Source organism: Arsenicibacter sp. R0_47, assembly GCF_057652235.1.
Map to the genome: position 1 here is coordinate 1 of NZ_JBYFCJ010000010.1, position 17458 is coordinate 17458.

Annotated in this window: 17 protein-coding genes; 11 read left to right on the forward strand and 6 right to left on the reverse strand. The window is 51.1% G+C overall.

Features of this window, described 5'->3' with window-relative positions:
- Positions 1-96: 96 nt before the first annotated feature.
- Positions 97-693, reverse strand: coding sequence for a 3-keto-disaccharide hydrolase (locus AC23NW_RS17750; RefSeq protein WP_293834790.1), 597 nt, complete (start codon positions 691-693; stop codon positions 97-99).
- A gap of 203 nt (positions 694-896) precedes the next feature.
- Between AC23NW_RS17750 and AC23NW_RS17755 the strand changes: the two genes are divergently transcribed.
- From AC23NW_RS17755 to AC23NW_RS17785, 7 genes are all read left to right on the forward strand, one after another.
- Positions 897-1334: a response regulator gene (locus tag AC23NW_RS17755; RefSeq protein WP_487450983.1), complete on the forward strand. Its 438-nt coding sequence runs from the start codon at positions 897-899 to the stop codon at positions 1332-1334.
- A 148-nt stretch (positions 1335-1482) separates the two neighbouring features.
- Positions 1483-3738, forward strand: a complete 2256-nt coding sequence (locus AC23NW_RS17760) for an ATP-binding protein (protein ID WP_487450984.1) — start codon at positions 1483-1485, stop codon at positions 3736-3738.
- A gap of 29 nt (positions 3739-3767) precedes the next feature.
- Complete coding sequence (locus AC23NW_RS17765; RefSeq protein ID WP_293834794.1) at positions 3768-4208, forward strand: response regulator; 441 nt, start codon at positions 3768-3770, stop codon at positions 4206-4208.
- A 12-nt stretch (positions 4209-4220) separates the two neighbouring features.
- Complete coding sequence (locus AC23NW_RS17770; protein WP_487450985.1) at positions 4221-4799, forward strand: biliverdin-producing heme oxygenase; 579 nt, start codon at positions 4221-4223, stop codon at positions 4797-4799.
- Positions 4800-4804: 5 nt separating this feature from the next.
- A complete protein-coding gene (locus tag AC23NW_RS17775) occupies positions 4805-5212 on the forward strand; it encodes a response regulator (RefSeq protein WP_293834797.1) in 408 nt (135 codons plus the stop codon).
- A 173-nt stretch (positions 5213-5385) separates the two neighbouring features.
- Positions 5386-6213 carry a 4,5-DOPA-extradiol-dioxygenase gene (gene ygiD / locus AC23NW_RS17780; RefSeq protein WP_487451165.1) on the forward strand — a complete coding sequence of 276 codons (828 nt, stop codon included), beginning with the start codon at positions 5386-5388 and terminating at the stop codon, positions 6211-6213.
- A gap of 54 nt (positions 6214-6267) precedes the next feature.
- Positions 6268-6909, forward strand: coding sequence for a YceI family protein (locus AC23NW_RS17785; RefSeq protein WP_293834799.1), 642 nt, complete (start codon positions 6268-6270; stop codon positions 6907-6909).
- A 65-nt stretch (positions 6910-6974) separates the two neighbouring features.
- On the opposite strand, the gene AC23NW_RS17790 is transcribed toward AC23NW_RS17785, so the two are convergent.
- From AC23NW_RS17790 to AC23NW_RS17805, 4 genes are all read right to left on the reverse strand, one after another.
- Positions 6975-7805: a molybdopterin-dependent oxidoreductase gene (locus tag AC23NW_RS17790; RefSeq protein ID WP_487450986.1), complete on the reverse strand. Its 831-nt coding sequence runs from the start codon at positions 7803-7805 to the stop codon at positions 6975-6977.
- Entirely contained in the window at positions 7768-8457 is a 690-nt protein-coding gene (locus AC23NW_RS17795) for a cytochrome b/b6 domain-containing protein (protein ID WP_487450987.1), read from the reverse strand. The genes AC23NW_RS17790 and AC23NW_RS17795 overlap by 38 nt, the downstream gene beginning before the upstream one ends.
- A 7-nt stretch (positions 8458-8464) precedes the next feature.
- Entirely contained in the window at positions 8465-10345 is a 1881-nt protein-coding gene (locus AC23NW_RS17800) for a CocE/NonD family hydrolase (protein ID WP_487451166.1), read from the reverse strand.
- 109 nt (positions 10346-10454) lie between these two features.
- Complete coding sequence (locus AC23NW_RS17805) at positions 10455-11258, reverse strand: transglutaminase domain-containing protein (RefSeq protein ID WP_487450989.1); 804 nt, start codon at positions 11256-11258, stop codon at positions 10455-10457.
- A 339-nt stretch (positions 11259-11597) separates the two neighbouring features.
- On the opposite strand from AC23NW_RS17805, the gene AC23NW_RS17810 reads away from it, so the two are divergent.
- Entirely contained in the window at positions 11598-11879 is a 282-nt protein-coding gene (locus AC23NW_RS17810; protein ID WP_293834804.1) for a DUF427 domain-containing protein, read from the forward strand.
- 107 nt (positions 11880-11986) lie between these two features.
- Here AC23NW_RS17810 and AC23NW_RS17815 read toward each other — a convergent pair whose 3' ends face one another.
- Positions 11987-14467, reverse strand: a complete 2481-nt coding sequence (locus tag AC23NW_RS17815; RefSeq protein WP_487450991.1) for a carboxypeptidase regulatory-like domain-containing protein — start codon at positions 14465-14467, stop codon at positions 11987-11989.
- 266 nt (positions 14468-14733) lie between these two features.
- Between AC23NW_RS17815 and AC23NW_RS17820 the strand changes: the two genes are divergently transcribed.
- The 3 genes from AC23NW_RS17820 (at position 14734) to AC23NW_RS17830 (ending at position 17348) form a co-directional block, all read left to right on the forward strand.
- Positions 14734-15027 (forward strand): hypothetical protein, encoded by a 294-nt coding sequence (locus AC23NW_RS17820; RefSeq protein WP_487450993.1) that lies wholly within the window; start codon positions 14734-14736, stop codon positions 15025-15027.
- Positions 15028-15053: 26 nt separating this feature from the next.
- Entirely contained in the window at positions 15054-15764 is a 711-nt protein-coding gene (locus AC23NW_RS17825; RefSeq protein WP_487450994.1) for an ATP-binding cassette domain-containing protein, read from the forward strand.
- A 123-nt stretch (positions 15765-15887) separates the two neighbouring features.
- The gene (locus AC23NW_RS17830) at positions 15888-17348 is read left to right on the forward strand and encodes a sensor histidine kinase (RefSeq protein WP_487450996.1); all 1461 of its coding nucleotides are present in this window, start codon (positions 15888-15890) and stop codon (positions 17346-17348) included.
- Positions 17349-17458: the final 110 nt, after the last annotated feature.

The window sequence follows — 17458 nt, forward strand, 5'->3', positions numbered from 1 at the left end:
TGTCTTGTAGTTTGGCGACCACAAAGTTCAGGAGGTTTTCACTTTTTTGTCAAACCCAAAATTCGGGATGACTCATGGTACGGGGAGCGCGGAGTCTTAAATTTCTTTCAGTTCCAGTTTGCGCCAGCGGACTTTGATGCCGCCACCGTCGTGAATTTGCAGGGCAACAGAACCGTTGGCGGCACCGATTTTGGCGTCGGTCATATCAACCATTGGTTTGCCGTTGAGCCATGTCTGTACGTGATCACCTTCTACGCGGATACGCATGGTGTTCCACTCGCCGGCCTTCAGGATCGTTTCTTTTTCGTCCGGAATCTGAACGAGCCAGCCGCGGCCGTATGATTCGTAGATGCCACCGGTGTCATGGTTGGGCGGAGCGACTTCCACCTGCCAGCCGCTGATTTTGGTGCCCTCAATCGTTGAGCGGAAAAAAACGCCGCTGTTGCCGTTGGCTTCCTGCTTGAACTGAACAGAAAGGTCAAAGTTTTTGTAAAATGCTTCGGTCGCCAGGTAGCCGTAGCCTTTATCAGGGCCGCTTTCGCAGATTAGTTCACCGTTGTCGACATACCATTTTTCGGTCCCGTATACTTTCCAGCCGGTCAGATCCTTACCGTTGAATAAGCGGATTTTTTTGGCAGGCGCCATGCTCAGACCCATCAGCGCTACTGCCAGCATCAATACGAATTGTTTCATACCATCGTGTTTTTTACAAAAGCGAGTTCGAAACAACTTTACTGATTCTTTTTAGTAAAAACAACTCAGGGGCAACGGTAATCCGGATTTGCAGTTTACTAAAAAGTAAATGTGTGTTATTTTAACTTAACTTTTGCTAATTTTAGATACTTATTGCCCACATAAACGCTTTTCTTTAGGAAAGCGTTACCCAAAAAGACAGCATGCATAGAACAACACGTGGATTTCCGGTCTTGTTTATCGACGACAATTCAGCGGTGATCGAGGTCGCAGACCGGGCCATGAAAAAGGTATTTCCGGAAGCGAATGTAGTCTACATCCAGTCTGTAGAGAGCGCAAAGACGTATCTGGAAAAGCCGGAAAATATTGCTTATGGGGCCTACCCGAAGCTTATTCTACTGGATATTCACATGCCCGACCGTACTGATGGCTGGCATCTGCTTGATTTTCTGCGCAATCACCCGAAATGGCGGCTGACGCCGGTGGTGATGCTGACATCGTCTGACGACGACATGGATGTACTGGAATCGTACCGTCAGGGAGCATCTTCGTTCATCGGTAAGCCTGACAGTTATATTCACTGGCAAGACTGTCTGCGGGCTATCCGGAATTATTGGTATGATGCTGTAAAAACGGTGTAGACCGTTGGCACGGTCCGGGCAGATGACGTTTACCGGGAGGCGTTCAGTAACTTTTTTGTCCCGCACGATAACAGTTTAGGTTCATCTTGACCTATGTTTTGCCGACTGTTATATATTTGTTAATATACGCATTCAAACGATTAACGTTTTGTCGCTTTCTGATGATCAATCTCCGCTTTTTCAGGTCGACCTGACTAACTGCGAGCGGGAGCCCATTCATATGCCCGGCCGCATCCAGGCCCATGGTTTTCTTGTTGTAATCCGGCCGGATGATTTCGTTATAGTACAGGCCAGTGAAAATACCCATATTTTATCGGGCGTACCGGTTGAGGAACTGATCGGAAAGCGGGTGGATGCATTGCTGGCCAACACCGATGTGAATGGGGCCAATCTGCTGGAGTTGATTAATGTTGCGCTGCGCAACCGGCAACCGGATTCGCTGAATCCGTACCGGCTGGAGATCAATAACGAGCCGACCAATGTTATCCTGCACGTACATGACGGCGCGTTAGTGCTCGAATTTGAGCCCACCGATGATCAGTCGAACGGTTTTCTGCTACAGCAGCGGGTGGCTCAGGCCCTTGCTGATGTTCAGGCGAGCCGTACGATGAATGAACTGCTGAGCAGCGCGGCCCGGAAAGTAAAAGACCTGACCGGCTATGACCGCGTTATGATCTACCGCTTTAGTGAGGACTGGCACGGGCACGTAGTCGCTGAAGAAAAAGAAGACGATCTGGAGCCGTTTCTGGGACTTCACTATCCGGCTTCCGACATTCCGCGGCAGGCCCGCGAACTCTACAAAATCAACCTTGTCCGCTGTATCACCGACGTTAATCAGGTAAGTGTACCGATTTATCCGGTGTTATATGCCGACCGGAAACGCCCCTTCGACCTGACGCATTCGGTGCTGCGGGCTGTATCTCCGATTCATATTGAGTACCTGAAAAACATGGGCGTACAGTCGTCTATGTCGATTTCGCTCATGTACCGGGGCGAACTGTGGGGACTCATTGCCTGTCACCATTACTCGCCGCGTTTTATCGACTACCCGACGCGGATGTCGGCCAAATTTATTGCCCAGTTGCTGTCAGCGTCGCTTGAATTCCGGAAAAACGAGGATGACATGGCCTACTGGCGTCAGATCCGGAATCAGGAGCAGGTGTTGCAGGAGCAAATGCTGCGCGACTGGGACATTAAAAAAGGGTTGCTGAACCATGCCGTTACGGCGCTAGATATTAATTCTGCCATCGGTGTTGCGCTGTCTGTAAGCGGAGAAATCCATTCGCTGGGGCAGACGCCTTCTCATGAACAGGTGAAGCGGATAGCGGACTGGGTAAAAGCTGCGACAAATGACACCATGTTCCAGACCAGCCAGTTACCGAATATGTTTGCTGAAGCGGAGGCTTACCGGGAGGTGGCGTCAGGGCTGCTGGTAATCGAATTGTCACGGGAGCTGGATGAATACATTTTGTGGTTTAAGCCGGAGCGCATTACGCAGGTTGACTGGGCAGGGAACCCCGATAAGCCGGTGACTGTCGATGCATCGGGCGAAGCACGGATCAGCCCGCGGAAAAGCTTTGAAAAATGGACACAGGAGGTCAGGAATCAGTCGGAGCCCTGGCGGGAGGTCGAAATTGCTACAGCATTGAAGCTGCGGGAGGATATTCTGCAGATTATTAACCAGAAGGCCAATCAGATCCGGATTCTGAATGAACAGCTCCGGGTGGCTTACGAAGAGCTGGACGCTTTCAGTTACACAGTGTCGCATGATTTAAGGACACCGCTTTCGTCGGTAAAAAGCTATTCGGAAATTATACTGGAAGAATACAGCGACGAACTGAACGATGACGTACAGGATCTGCTGAACAAAATTATTGCTGCTTCCGACCGGATGACGTCCCTGATCCGGAACATTCTGCACTATTCCCGCATGGGCCGTACCGAGCTAAATGCGCAGGAAGTAGACATGGGATCGATGCTGACTATGCTGCGGGAAGAAATTATAGCTACTGAGAAAGGGCGCTCCCTGCAGTTTATTATTAAAAATACCCCGCCTATCTATGGTGACCAGACCATGGTATTACAGATCTTCAGTAATTTGCTGTCGAACGCTGTAAAATACACGCGGGATAAACAACCGGCCGTCGTAATTGTTGATGGTATAGCGCATGACCGTGAAGTGACCTATTCGGTCGAAGATAACGGCATCGGAATTGACATGCGGCAGGCAGGCAGAATGTTCGAGCTGTTTAAACGGCTGGAAAATGCGCAGGATTTTGAAGGTAGCGGTGTCGGACTGGCCATCCTGAAACGGATTCTGGGCCGGCACAACGGAAAAGTCTGGTTTGAAAGCGAGCCTAACCGGAAGACTACTTTTTACGTGTCATTCCCTAAACTGGTTTAACAAAAGGGAGGTATTAACAGAAGAAGACCATGCTGGATGTACTTTATATTGAAGACAACAAGGATGAAATCAGCATCTTTGCCCGGCTATTGAAGAAAATAGAGCAACCGTATACCTTTCAGCTGTTCCAGACCGGCGGGGAGGCCCTGAATTATTTGCTTGAGCAAGGTCCGTTTGAGGGGCAGTTAACCTTTCTGCCTAAATTGGTAATGGTTGATCTGAACCTGCCCGGACTGAACGGATTCGAGGTATTACAGCAATTAAGAGCCCATAAACGGACAAAATACCTGTCTATTGTGGTGTATAGTACTTCAGAAAGTCCCTCCGATATACGCCGGGCCTATGAACTGGGGGTAAATGCCTATGTCATTAAACCAGGAGGGTACCGGGCGCTGAGTCAGACTATGCAGCGGGTACTGGACTTCTGGGTGAATGAAAACCGCGTCAACCCGCATCCGGGCCGCGCTTAATTACGAACTGTTATGTCTGTTTTAGCAAGATTAAAAGAGGAAACAAAATCGCTGCACGAAATGACGGAGGCACTTCTGCTGGGCCCCCGCATTATGTCCGGTGAGCTGACGCTGACTGACTATAAGCTGCTGCTGGCGGTTAATGTTGCCTTTCATGCCCCGCTGGAGGCAGCTATCCGGGAGCATGCCGGCTTTTTTGCCGGCTATGAGCCTGTGCAACGCCGGAAAACCCCGCACTTGCTGACAGATATTAAAGCGATAGACGACGAATTGCCGGAAATCGATATGGATTTCTTCCGGTCGTGGACACCTTATCAGCTGTTAGGGGCGACGTATGTGGCCGAGGGGTCAACACTTGGAAGCCGGTTTATCAGTAATGCGCTCAAAAAAAACCATAATCTGCCGGAGGCCGCACAGCATTCCGTTTTTTACGAAGGGTATGGCCCTGAAACCGGAAGCCGGTGGCAGACATTCAGAGGCTTTTTACCGGAGCTGGCCAGCGGCCACGAAGATGACGTTGTGGACGGCGCACTGACGGCCTTCCGGACCTACCGCGAACTTTTTCTGTCACTTTCTGCACCTGTTGCCTAACCTGAATGTCAAGCCTGATTATGAGTTTGCGCCAGTCTGTCTTAGTATACGATGATGATGCCGATATGCGGGAGTTAGTACCCAGAGTATTGCGGAAACAGTATGATGTCATTACGCAGTCGCGTTTGCAGGACGTCGTAGCTGAAGTCCGGCATCTCAAACCAGACTTAATCCTGATGGACTATTACATGCATAGTTCAGACAGCAGTGAGGTAATCCGGACGCTGAAAAACGATCCGGCAACAAAAGACATTCCCATTATTTTATTCTCAAGCCATAAACACGGCGACCGTCTGGCCAATGAGCTAAGGGTAGACGGTTTTCTGGCCAAGCCGTTTTCCCTCAACGGTATCCGGACCTGTGTGGCTGATATGCTGGAACGTATGCCGGTTCCGCTCAGTCAGTCGCGCTGACCCCACTCCGGAAGCCGCTATTTCTTCCGTTCACATTCTGTTAAGAACCATTAACAAGCTGTTAACAACTGGATTTGGAAATTATCCCGTTAATTGTGCTGTTATTCCCATGGTTTATGAACAGAAGCGAATTTTTACGGGCCTTTGGCCTGATAACCACCGGAGGAGTAGCTATGAACCTGCAATCACTAAAAAATATTACAGATCCGTTTGACAAGACGGAGACGATGCCTGTATTGTTTATCGGCCACGGATCACCGATGAACGGTATTGAACATAATGCATTCAGCCAATACTGGGCGCAGCTTGGCAAGGAAATTCCGGCACCAACGGCGGTATTGGTTGTCTCGGCGCACTGGCTGACACGGGGTACCCACGTGACGGCGATGGAGCACCCTAAAACGATCCACGATTTCGGCGGCTTTCCGCAGGAACTCTTTGCGGTGCAGTATCCGGCTCCCGGCAGTCCGGCGCTGGCCCTTGAGACGCAGCAGCTGATTAAATCAACACCTGTCGGGTTAGACCACGAATGGGGTCTCGACCACGGTACCTGGACGATTGTACGCCACATGTATCCGCAGGCTAATATCCCTGTCTTACAGCTTAGTATCGATTTTTATAAGCCGGCTCAGTATCATTATGATCTGGCGAAAGAACTGGCCGCGCTCCGGAAAAAAGGCGTACTGATCATCGGTAGCGGAAACATGGTGCATAACCTGCGGATGGTGGCCTGGAATAAGCTGAACGAACCGGAATACGGCTTCGACTGGGCGCACGAGATGAATACCCTGTTTAAAAAGCACATTACCGAAGGCACCCACAAACCGCTGATTCAGTATGAGTCGATGGGACAGGCCGCGAAACTGGCCATCCCGACGCCGGATCATTATTACCCGCTGATGTATACGCTTGGCCTGCAGGACAAAAATGATGCGGTCTCGTTTTTCAACGACCGTGCCGTTGGCGGCTCCCTGACCATGACATCTGTAAAAATCGGCTGACAACGCATTACATAAAACCCTGTAATACACAAAAATCAACCAATCACAATGAAAATGAAACAACTTGCCCTTGCTTTCGCGGCCGCTATCCTGTTGGCCGGAACATCTGCTTCAGCAGCAACAACAACCCCTGCCGGCATCGTAAAAAAAGCCAGAAAAGCCACCACGTACACCGTTGACGTGTCGAAAAGCAGCATCGGCTGGAATGCGAAAAAAGTAGGCGGAGAGCACAGCGGTACGGTTAATTTTTCGAAAGGTGAGCTGATCCTGGATGGCAGCAAACTGACCGGCGGCAGCTTCGTGGCTGACATGACGTCGATCAAAGACACCGACATTACGAACGAAGGTATGAATGGCCGTCTGGTTGGTCACCTGAAATCAGATGATTTCTTCTCGACCGAAAAGAACCCGACCTCTGCTTTTAAAATCACAAAAGTTGCGCCGATTGCCGGTGCTGCTGCCGGTGCACCAAATTATACGGTATCGGGCGATCTGACGATTAAAGGCATCACAAAACCGGTAACGTTCCCTGCCGTTGTAACGGTATCGGGTAACACGGCTGAAGCTTCTGCTAAGGTAGAAATCAACCGCGTTGATTATGACATTAAATACCGCGCTGCCATCATCGGTACGGCTGCTGACAAAATCATTGATGATAAGTTTACACTGGACCTGAAAATGGTAGCCGGTAAGTAAGCCGGATAGGCTGAATGCTGGATACTTGTAGTGGTGGCATGACTCAAAGTCGTGCCACCACTTTTTTATAAACCCACGAAATAATCGTAGCCGCGTTCATGCCAGAAGTCGCGGGGGCGCTGATCGGTAAAAAAGATACGACCGATGCGTTTCAGGTTTTTTACACCATATTTTACCGGAATCAGCAGCCGCAACGGAGCGCCGTGCGGACCGGTAAGGGGCTGTCCGTTCATTTCGTAGGCCAGTAGTGTCTGGGGGTGCAGGGCACTTTCAATGTCCAGCCCCACATAATAGCCGCCGTTGGGCGTTTCCAGCCCGACATACTGATACCAGTCTTCTGCCGATTGAGCCGGATGGCCGCTGCGGGTCCCGACCCCGTATTTTTCGACAAAGTCAACGAAGCGAGCGCCGCCCCAGTGCTGGATCTGGCTCCATCCCTCGACGCACTTAAACTCAATCACCTGCTCTACTTTCGGCAATGACCTGATGTCTTCCATCAAGAGCGTAAAGCTCCGGTTGGCTTCTCCCGTAGCGGTTTGCTCGATTTTGAGCGACCAGGTGGCCGGATCAAAATCACCTTTCATCCCATCCGACCCGTTGACCCGTACCTTTTTGGCAGCCTCATCCAGCGGAAAAGTAGGGGCCAGGTGGCTGTGGCTCAGAAACAGGCTGGCAATGGCTTCGTTACCCCCCAGCACCGCCCGGAACGTTTTGGGCAGGCCGTTGACTTTCGGTTCTCGCTGAATCCATTTCCAGACGCCGAACGGCACCAGGCTGGCTGCACCGAACAGGGCAAATGCCTTGATGGTGCGCCGCCGGATCTGCTGCTCCGTAGTCAGTTCTTCGCGTGGAGGCAGGTCAGGCGTCTGTTCGTTCTGATTTTCCGGCGTTTCCATAATCAATTACATCAAAACCTGCCACCATACTCCGGAAATTGTTCCAGCCGGCGCGGATGACCTGTAGAATGTGTACAACAAAAAAAAGAAGATACCCCATCGTCAGCGCAAAGTGAATGACCCGCGCGGACGTATACCCGCCAAACAGCCACGTTACCCACGCAAACTGAATGGGCTTGTAAATGGCCAGACCGGTAAGCAGTGACCCCAGCCCCATCAGAATTACGCCCGAGTAGGCAATTTTCTGAGCGGCATTGTATTTCGTTTGCAGCGGGGGAAGCTTACGGATTCCCAGATCATGCAGCACCACCTCCCACGCCTCCCTGAACGAGTGGCGGTCGGGCATCAGGTAGCGCCATTCGCCCGAAAGCCACGTATAGCCCACATAAAACAGCCCGTTCAGCATAAAGAGCCACATGAATACAAAGTGCCAGGCCATGCCTTCGGCCAGCCGCCGCCGGAGTTTCAGGGCAATAAACAGCCAGTCAGGAAAAAATTTGACCAGTACCCAGTCGCCCACCTGAATTTTATAGGGGTGCCAGGCCCAGTAAATCAGCAGCCCGCTCCAGATCATGATGCCCAGCAACGGGAAGTTGACCCAGTGAAACCACCGGATAGCCAGCGGGTGTTTATTTTCGATGATCCGCTTCATTATTCATTCATTTTAATACCTGCACCTCAACAGCTGAACTGTCATACACGCGGTGGGTGGCTTTCTGAAAGTCTGCTTCATCGGCCTTAAAAATGTTCGGCACGAATTTTTGCGGGTTGCGGTCGATGAGCGGGAACCACGTACTCTGCACCTGAATCATAATGCGATGGCCTTTTTTGAAGGTATGCAGGACATCCTGCACCCGGAAATTTACGTCGGTCACTTTGCCGGGCTCAAACGGCTCCGGCTTCTCAAACGAGTTCCGGAAACGGCCCCGCATCACCTCCGAACGCACCATTTGCTGGTAGTTGCTCAGGTGAACGGTTTTGTTTGGCATGTAGGCATGGTCCGGTTCGTCGGCCGGATACACGTCGATCAGTTTTACCACCCAGTCGGCGTCGGTGCCGGTGGTACTGACCTTTAATTTAGCCGCAATCTCACCGCCGAGTGTCATGTCTTCGGTCAATGGTTCGGTCTGGAAAACCAGTACATCGGGCCGGCGGGCCGCAAATCGCTGATCTTCCGACATGTAGTTGAACGGCGTAAAGCCCATCATTTCGGCGTAGTTTTCGCTGCTGGGTACGGGCTTCATCGGATCGCTGATAAACTCTGAAAAGGCATTGCCTGCGCTGTTAGCCAGTTTACCGGTTGAGGACAGGTAGAACGTCAGGTTCTGCGCCTCTTTAGCCGGCCATTTATCAAAGGTTTTCCACTCTTTTTTACCCGTATCAAACAGGTAGGCGTCCGGTAAACCGGTTTTGCCGTCGCCCGCGCCTTTCAGGAAGTGGTTAAAGAATTTCGCTTCGATATTGCGCTGGTAGAAGGTAGCGATGCTGTCGCCGAAATACACGTTGCTGTGCAGGGTATGACCGGTTTCGGCCGACCAGCGACCGTGACCGAACGGTCCCATTACCAGGGTATTATACGTATTCGGGTTATTCTTTTCGATGGTTTTGTAGACGTTCAGCGGCCCATACAAATCTTCGGCATCGAACCAGCCACCGACCGTCATTACGGCATGTTTAACATTTTTGAGGTGGGGCAGGATGCTGCGTTTCTGCCAGAATTCGTCGTAGTTCGGGTGCTCTACGGTTTCCTGCCAGTAGAAGTTGTCTTTGTAATATTTATCCGCGTTTTTGAGTGGCCCCAGATCATACTGCCACTGATAGCCGTCTTTGGTGCCGGTTTGGATAAACGCATTGTTATACCATGCCTCCGTGGTTGGCTTCGGATGTTGCAGACCAAAAACCGGATACGTGAAGATATACGACTGGATAAACGCGCCGTTGTGGTGGAAATCGTCAAAGAAAAAGTCAGAGACCGGTGCCTGGGGTGAAGACGCTTTCAGGGCAGGGTGCGCGTCAACGGCTCCGGCCACGGTGTAGAAGCCAGGATAGGAGATACCCCATTGACCGACGCGGCCGTTATTAAATTTCACGTTTTTGAGCAGCCACTCAATGGTATCAAACGTATCAGAGCTTTCGTCCGGTGAACCGGCTGTTGTTGCTGGCGTAGGTGCTTTTTTGCTGCCTTTTTTCGCCGGAACCGGTGCCGGATCCGGAATGTTGGGTGTCATGTTGGTCCAGGTGCCTTCCGACATCCAGCGGCCACGAACATCCTGATAGACAAAGATGTATTTGTCGCGCATCAGGGTTGGCGACGGGCCGAGGCGTTGCGGATACTGATCGGGGCCGTAGGGAGCGACGCTGTAGCAGGTGCGCTGCATCAGAAACGGGTAGGTATTGGTCGCCGACGCATCTTTCGGGACATAGACGGCCGTGTGCAGTTTAGTGCCGTCGCGCATCGGAATCTGGTACTCAAATTTCTGGTACGTATCCCGTATAAAAGTAGTTTGGGCAAAGGTGCTCAGGGCTGCCAGGCAGCTCATGAGTGTCAGGAAGTAACGATTCATGTGTTGACGATAAAATTTACAGCAATTTCTGCAAAGTCAGCCACAAAAACACCAATGCCCGTGCGTAGATTAGGGAATATGCTTCTTAGGTTGGTGTGTCAGTGTCGGCTGGCTTTACCCAGACTTCCATATTATCTAATGTCATCGGTCCGAACTGTGTGACGAAAGCAACGTCGGCGGCGTCGCGGCCATAGGCCACGCTGATGCGGTTGCCTTTCGGAACGGCCTGCGTCGCGTCGAACGTATACCAGCGGCCATTGACAAATGCCTCAAACCAGGCATGCAGGTCCATGGGATCAAGCTCATGCAGGTACCCGACGACCATGCGCGCCGGAATATTCAGACTCCGGCAAAGGGCAATGCCCAGGTGCGTAAAGTCGCGGCAGACACCAATGCGGTTTTCCAGCGTTTCGAGTGCTGATGTCTGGGCGTTGCTGGTACCGTATTGATAGGTAATCTGTTCGTGAATCCATTTCCGGATGGCCTCCGCCTGATTGTATCCCGGCAATAGCCCTTCGACAATAGCCGCTGCCTGCCTGGCGATGGCCGGCTGGTCAGACGGGCAGTAGCGGCTGGCAAGCAGAAAGCCCAGGACGTCAGTTGGCAACTCCTGAACGGGTGTATAGGGTCCGCCGACGGCCACGTCAATATCATCAGCCGTTTCGGCCTGCGTTGAGGTGCTGACCGTAAACGGCCCGGCCGGAACGACCAGCCGCTGGCAGAGATTACCGTATGTGTCAGTGAATTCGGTGACGGGAACAACGGGATCGATCAGGTACTGATCACTGACGATCCACTGTGCATCGCCCGAGCGCGGGCGTAGCATAAGAATAATGGGAACGTCGACTTCGGCCGTAAACCGCAGCTCGCACCCTGCCTGTATTTTCATAACGTTTCGTGAATGTCTGTTCGTAGAGACGCAATATCTTGCGTCTCCTGTTGCGTAATTATAAGTCCGGCTGCGTCTCCTGTTGCGTAATTATAAGTCCGGCTGCGTCTTCCGGGTATCCGGTAATAAAATAAAGATTGACAGAATCTTCATTGGACACAGAGGAGTAACTGTTTGCCGGAGGAATTGTTAGAAAAAATAAAAATTTTCAGTAAAGGCAGACATACATGAGAGGCGTGTAATTTCAGTACTAGTCTTTTTTGACTTTCTTCCCGGATTTTTGTTAATTAGGAAAGTGCAAAAAAATCCTTTTAAAAGTATTACAACCTTACCTTAGCTATGAAAGCAATCTGGAATAATACCGTGCTCGCCGAAAGCAGCGACACCGTTGTTGTGGAAGGGAATCATTATTTTCCGGCTGACTCTGTCAATAGTAACTATCTGACCTCAAGCCGTACGCATACGACCTGCCCGTGGAAAGGGGTGGCCTCATACTATACGCTTACGATCGACGGAAAAACCAATCCCGATGCGGCCTGGTTTTATCCGGACCCTAAGCCGGCCGCCGGACAAATCCGTGACCGCGTCGCTTTCTGGAAAGGTGTTCAGGTAGTTGATTAATGGACAATGTATAATGAACAATGATATGGGTAGCAGCTGCGTGTCTGCCAATCACCAGCATACATACATTAGTCATTGTCCATTATACATTAATCATTACCCATTAATTAAAAGTCGATTTTGTAGTAGAATACCGGCAGGAAACCGAGCTGGTATTCCTGTTTGATAAAGGATCCGTCGGGCTGCGGCGCGTAGCTGAGGGTCAGTACGTTCTGAATGCCTAATACATTGACCAGATCGACGGCAATCGTATGGGTTACTTTCCGGCGGTTGTTTTTATAGTCCAGTTTTACGTCGAAGCGGCGGTATGGGGCAAACTGAAGGGTGTTTCGGGGGGCATCGGCATAGACGATCTCCTGCGCTGCCTGTGAAGCCTGCTGATCGACAGGACCGTACCAGCGCCCGCCCACAGCCGTATATTTCGCACCTACATTCAGGCTGTTACGCCGCTTTGCATTCCGGCTGAGAATAAATTCCTTCGCGACTAAAGCATTAAAGGCATACCGGCCGTTGAAATCGGTATTGCGCAGCACGCCGTCGGATCCCTTGTATTTCGCATCAAACAGCGAACCGGTTACCAGAAAATAATAGCCGTCGCTGAAAAACTTCTCAAGCGTTAGTTCGGCACCATAGTTCCGGCCGGTTCCGGTATTACTCAGCTCACCGGGGAAAATCCGGGAAAAGGCCGCACCGGTATTCAGGATCGAAAACGAACTCCGGATTTTTTCAACAGGTACATTAAACAGGTGCTGGTAATAAGCCTCCAGTTTCATCCGCATGTTACGGCCCAGCAACCGGTCATACGCCGCAACATAATGCCAGCTTTTGGTCAGGCCCATCCCCTTATTGAGAGCCAGTAGCGGGCCGGTTGTCGACGAAGACCACAGCGGGATCGACTTGTAAAAATAGGTATAGGCCGGCTGTATCTGGCTGTGAAGACCAGCCGCAAGGCTGATTTTCTGTCGGTTCGGCAGTTCCTGAACCAGTCCGATCCGTGGCTCAACCGGTGAAAAGCTGTTGTTGTTCAGCGAGAAATACGTGCTGGTCAGGCCGGCGCTTAGCGTCAGTTTTTCGGTCAGATTCGAACGCCACTGGATATACGGCTGCAGCAGTATCGCTGAGGTTCCGGTATTCCATCGGGTACGCCACGGCTGAATCTGCGGCGTAGTGTTTGGCTGGGTAACCACCACGCGGGTGCTGTCGTGGAAACTGAAAAAATACTGATCGGCATTAAGGCCCGCTTTCAGGATATTACGCGGGTTGATTTTATGGTTAATGGCCAGCGAGGCAGAGACCTTATTCTCCCGGAATAGGTAGTCGAGAATCGGTACTTTCCGGTCAATGACATACCGGTTGTTCTGCACCAGTGGTCTGCCATCGGTACCGTTCCGGATAAACAGGTAGTCGTGGTTAGCGTCCTGTACGTTGCCCGATGCCGCCAGCGTTGCCTTGACGAACGTTCTGCGGCTCAGTGCTTTATCGTAGGTAATGCCGGTCACAAACATGTTTGAGGTGTAGTACTGGTCGCGGTCGTTCTGACCGAAAATGTTCCGGTCGGAAACCTCCTGGTTGCTGATCAGAATATCGATGGTACTCGTGCCGCCAAAGCCCCAGAACGCCAGCCGGCCCGCATCCTTACCGGTTTTGGTTTTTAACGGGAAGTGTAACCGGAACGATGCGTCCTGATACGACGGTACCGCCTGTGTACCAATATCAATACCGGCTTTGCTGAACAGCCAAAGATTGGCGTAGCGGTACGTGATGAGGTACGAAGCGCCGGATTTTTTGGACAAAGGACCTTCCAGCAACCCTTCGGTGCCGAGAAACCCGAATTGCAGCGAGCGCTGGTGTTTTTCGTTATTCCCGTTCCGTAGTTTAAGGTCGAATACCCCGGCAATGCCGTTGCCATACTCGGCCGGAAACGCGCCGGTGAAAAAATCAGAATTGGCGAGGGTGTTATTACGGATGATGCTTACGGGTCCGCCCGTGGTGCCTGGAATAGCAAAGTGGTTGGGGTTGGGAATAGAAATGCCCTCAATGCGCCACAAAACGCCGCTTGGGGAGTTGCCGCGGATTACGATGTCATTGCGGGAGTCATCAGCGCCCTGCACACCGGCAAAATTAGAGGCCATCCGGGCCGGTTCGCCGCGGCTGCCGGCATACCGGTCGGCTTCGTCGACGGTAAACTGACGGGCCGAAACAATGGCCATCTCATTGCGGGCATCGCCGGTGCGCTGTGCTTTTACGGTGACGGTAGCCAGTTCGTTGATCGCTTCGTCGAGCTCAATGTCGAGAATGGTTTCGCGGCCGGCATCGACGATAATGTTGTTCAGCAGCGCATCCTTATAACCGACAAGGGAGATCCTGACCGTGCGCCGGCCGACCGGTACGCCCGTAATGCGGTAACGGCCAAGACTATCGGCCACGGCACCCTGTTGCTGGCGGCTACCGTCGGTAATGAGAACAGTTGCCCCGGCAAGGGGATACTTAGATTCTTTATCGAGAATACGGCCACGGACGGTTTGCGTTGGTTGAGCGATTCCATAAACGCTTATGACGAGAAAGACAGCCAGTAGATAAGGTTTCATTTTCAGATGATCAGTGGAAAAGGACAATTCTAATAATTTTCCGTTTATTGACGAATAAGAACTAGCAGACTAAAGTGCTTATTCATGTTGAGAAAAAGGCAGGACAGTTGGTTAATAATAAAATTGAGAAAAAAGAGTTAACGAATAGCTGATAATCAGCGGTCTTTTCGTTACCTCCGGAAAAATTAGTAAAAAAACGTGATTGCAAGCGTTACCTACACCAGAAATGCAGGTCTTAATGGCACAAAACAGAAAAAAAGTACACTATGCTGTACGGATATCAACCTCATGAATTACCATCATCAGCCACGCAAAAAGCGCTGGTTGATTTCAGGCAGGAATTTGACGAACTATGCCGTCGGCATGGTGTCGAAAACTACCTGTTTAAATTTGATTGGGTCTGCCCGGATACTGACCGGTACTTTGAACCCATTGCGATTAAAGCAGAAAATATCGAAGGTGCCTACGGTATGGTAGAACAGCTTTTTTCGAATATCAGCGACTGGGCTGATACCATTAATCCGCATGCGGAACATGATATAAACGATCGTTCAAATTAACGAAAACGGTTTGTACCTTAGCCGGTATGATCCAAGTTCGCCACTTAAGTAAACAGTTCGGTGCACAAACCGCTGTTCACGATGTATCGTTTGCGGTAGCTAACGGAGAAAATCTGGTTTTATTAGGGACGAGTGGTTGCGGAAAAACAACTACGCTGAAAATGATAAACCGCCTGATTGAGCCTTCCGGCGGTGAAATTGCTATTAATGGGGTTAATGTCAGACAGCAGGATGGCCCGACTCTCCGCCGCAACATTGGGTATGTTGTGCAGGAGTCGGGCTTATTTCCGCACTATACTGTCGCCGATAATATCGCGGTTGTCCCGAACCTGTTAGATTGGCCGGCCGCTCAGATCCGTGAGCGCATACAGGAACTGATACACACCCTGCGGCTGCCGGAATCATTACTCCACCGATATCCGGATGAATTAAGTGGCGGACAGCGGCAACGGGTTGGCCTGGCAAGGGCACTGGCTGTTCGTCCCCCGGTCGTGCTGATGGATGAGCCCTTCGGCGCACTCGACCCTTACACACGGCGCCATATCCGGCGCGAACTCTTCGAACTGGACGAACTCCGGCAAACAACCGTCGTTCTTGTCACCCATGATGTGCAGGAAGCCTTTGACATTGCCGATCAGATTGTGTTGATGGACAAAGGAGAAATTATCCAGGCCGGTACGCCCGATGACTTCCGCCTGCGGCCGGTTAATGATTTTGTCCGTGATTTTTTAGGCTGATCCCTCTGGCTAAATAATGGCCCTTATTTGTTACCTCTCTGTAAATAGTGTGTAGTAAGCAAAGTCCGGACGCTGTTTTTCTTCGTATATTACTGCCGTTCCAAGGTTCTCTACCCGGTAGTTATGAAAATTACACGAATCAACAGTTTGTTGATATCGGCTTTTGCGCTGGTAGTCGTTTTGCTCACGTCAATTACCTGGTTATCCTGGGAGTCCAATCAACGGCAGCAGAAGGACGATGAATGGGTATTACACACTTATGAAGTGATATCACAGATCGAGGGTATCTTTTCTTTGTCACGGGATGGGCAGATTGAGGCCCGTAACTATGCGACTACGGGAAATATAGCCTATTTTACTTCATTTGAACAAATCCGTAAAGAGTTACCATATCGGCTCGATAGTCTGGAACAGATGATGCCTCCTGGCTCCATACAGCACCGGAAATTACAGGCATTACGGCCATTGATGTTACAACGGCTCGCGATTAACCAGCAGCTGGTAGCGAAAGCCCGGCAGGGAAATGTTACACCGGTAGAGACTGAAGCCATGCTAACGCAGGGACGCGCTATTCTGAATCAGGTCCGTCCCGCAGTGGCCGCGCTTGTCGGTATTGAACGTCAGCTGATTGTGGAACGGAAAGCCCTTGCTCTGTCCACCCACGCCAATACACAGCGCCTGATCATCGTGTCGGCGCTTGCTTCCCTGTTTCTGATTGGTATTGTCTTTCTGATGCTGCGCCGGGAACTGCTGCACCGGGTGAAAAACGAGGATAAACTACGGTTATATGAGGCAAATCTGCAGGAGCAGCTGACCCACGAGCAGACGCAGAACCAGCATCTGGAAGAGCTGAATCAGGCGCTGCGGCTGTCGAATGATAACCTCGAACAGTTTGCCTACGCCGCTTCCCACGATTTGCAGGAACCGCTCCGGAAAATTCAGGCCTTCGGCAACCTGCTTCGGGAGCAGTACGGCCAGGCGCTGGGCGAAGAAGGGGCTGATATGTTGCTACGGATGGAGTCAGCCGCCGGCCGGATGCAGAACCTGATCCGCGATTTACTATCCTATTCCCGCATTACCACGCACGCCGGTCAGAGCGAGCGGGTTGCGCTGGATCAGCTGTTGGCGCAGGTTCTGAATGATCTGGAGTGGTCGACACAACAACACGAGGCGACCGTACACGTCGGAACGCTTCCGGTGATTGATGGCATTCCCCACCAGATGAGCCAGCTGTTTCAGAATCTGATCAGCAATTCGCTTAAGTTTAAAAAGGCCGGCGAAAAACCGGAAATTTCCATCGGCAGCCGCCCGTTGCTGGAAACAGAACAGCAAGCCTGGATGAACGGCCATACCGGACAGTATGTCTGTATTGAGTTCAAAGACAACGGCATCGGCTTTGAGCCGAAACAAAGCGACCGGATTTTTCAGCTGTTTCATCGCCTGCATGGCCGCGACAAATACCCCGGCACCGGCGTAGGACTGGCACTTTGTAAAAAAGTAGTTGAAAATCATAAAGGCCAGATAAAAGCGGTCGGCGAGCCACAAGCCGGCGCTACGTTCCTTATTTACCTGCCTGCTCTCTGAATGGCTTAAGTATACGAATGGGGTAAATATTTTTCGTTAAGGAACATCTTTCGAAAAAATGGAGTTAACCAATAAGTTTATCCATTTTAGTACACTTGGTTGACTATACG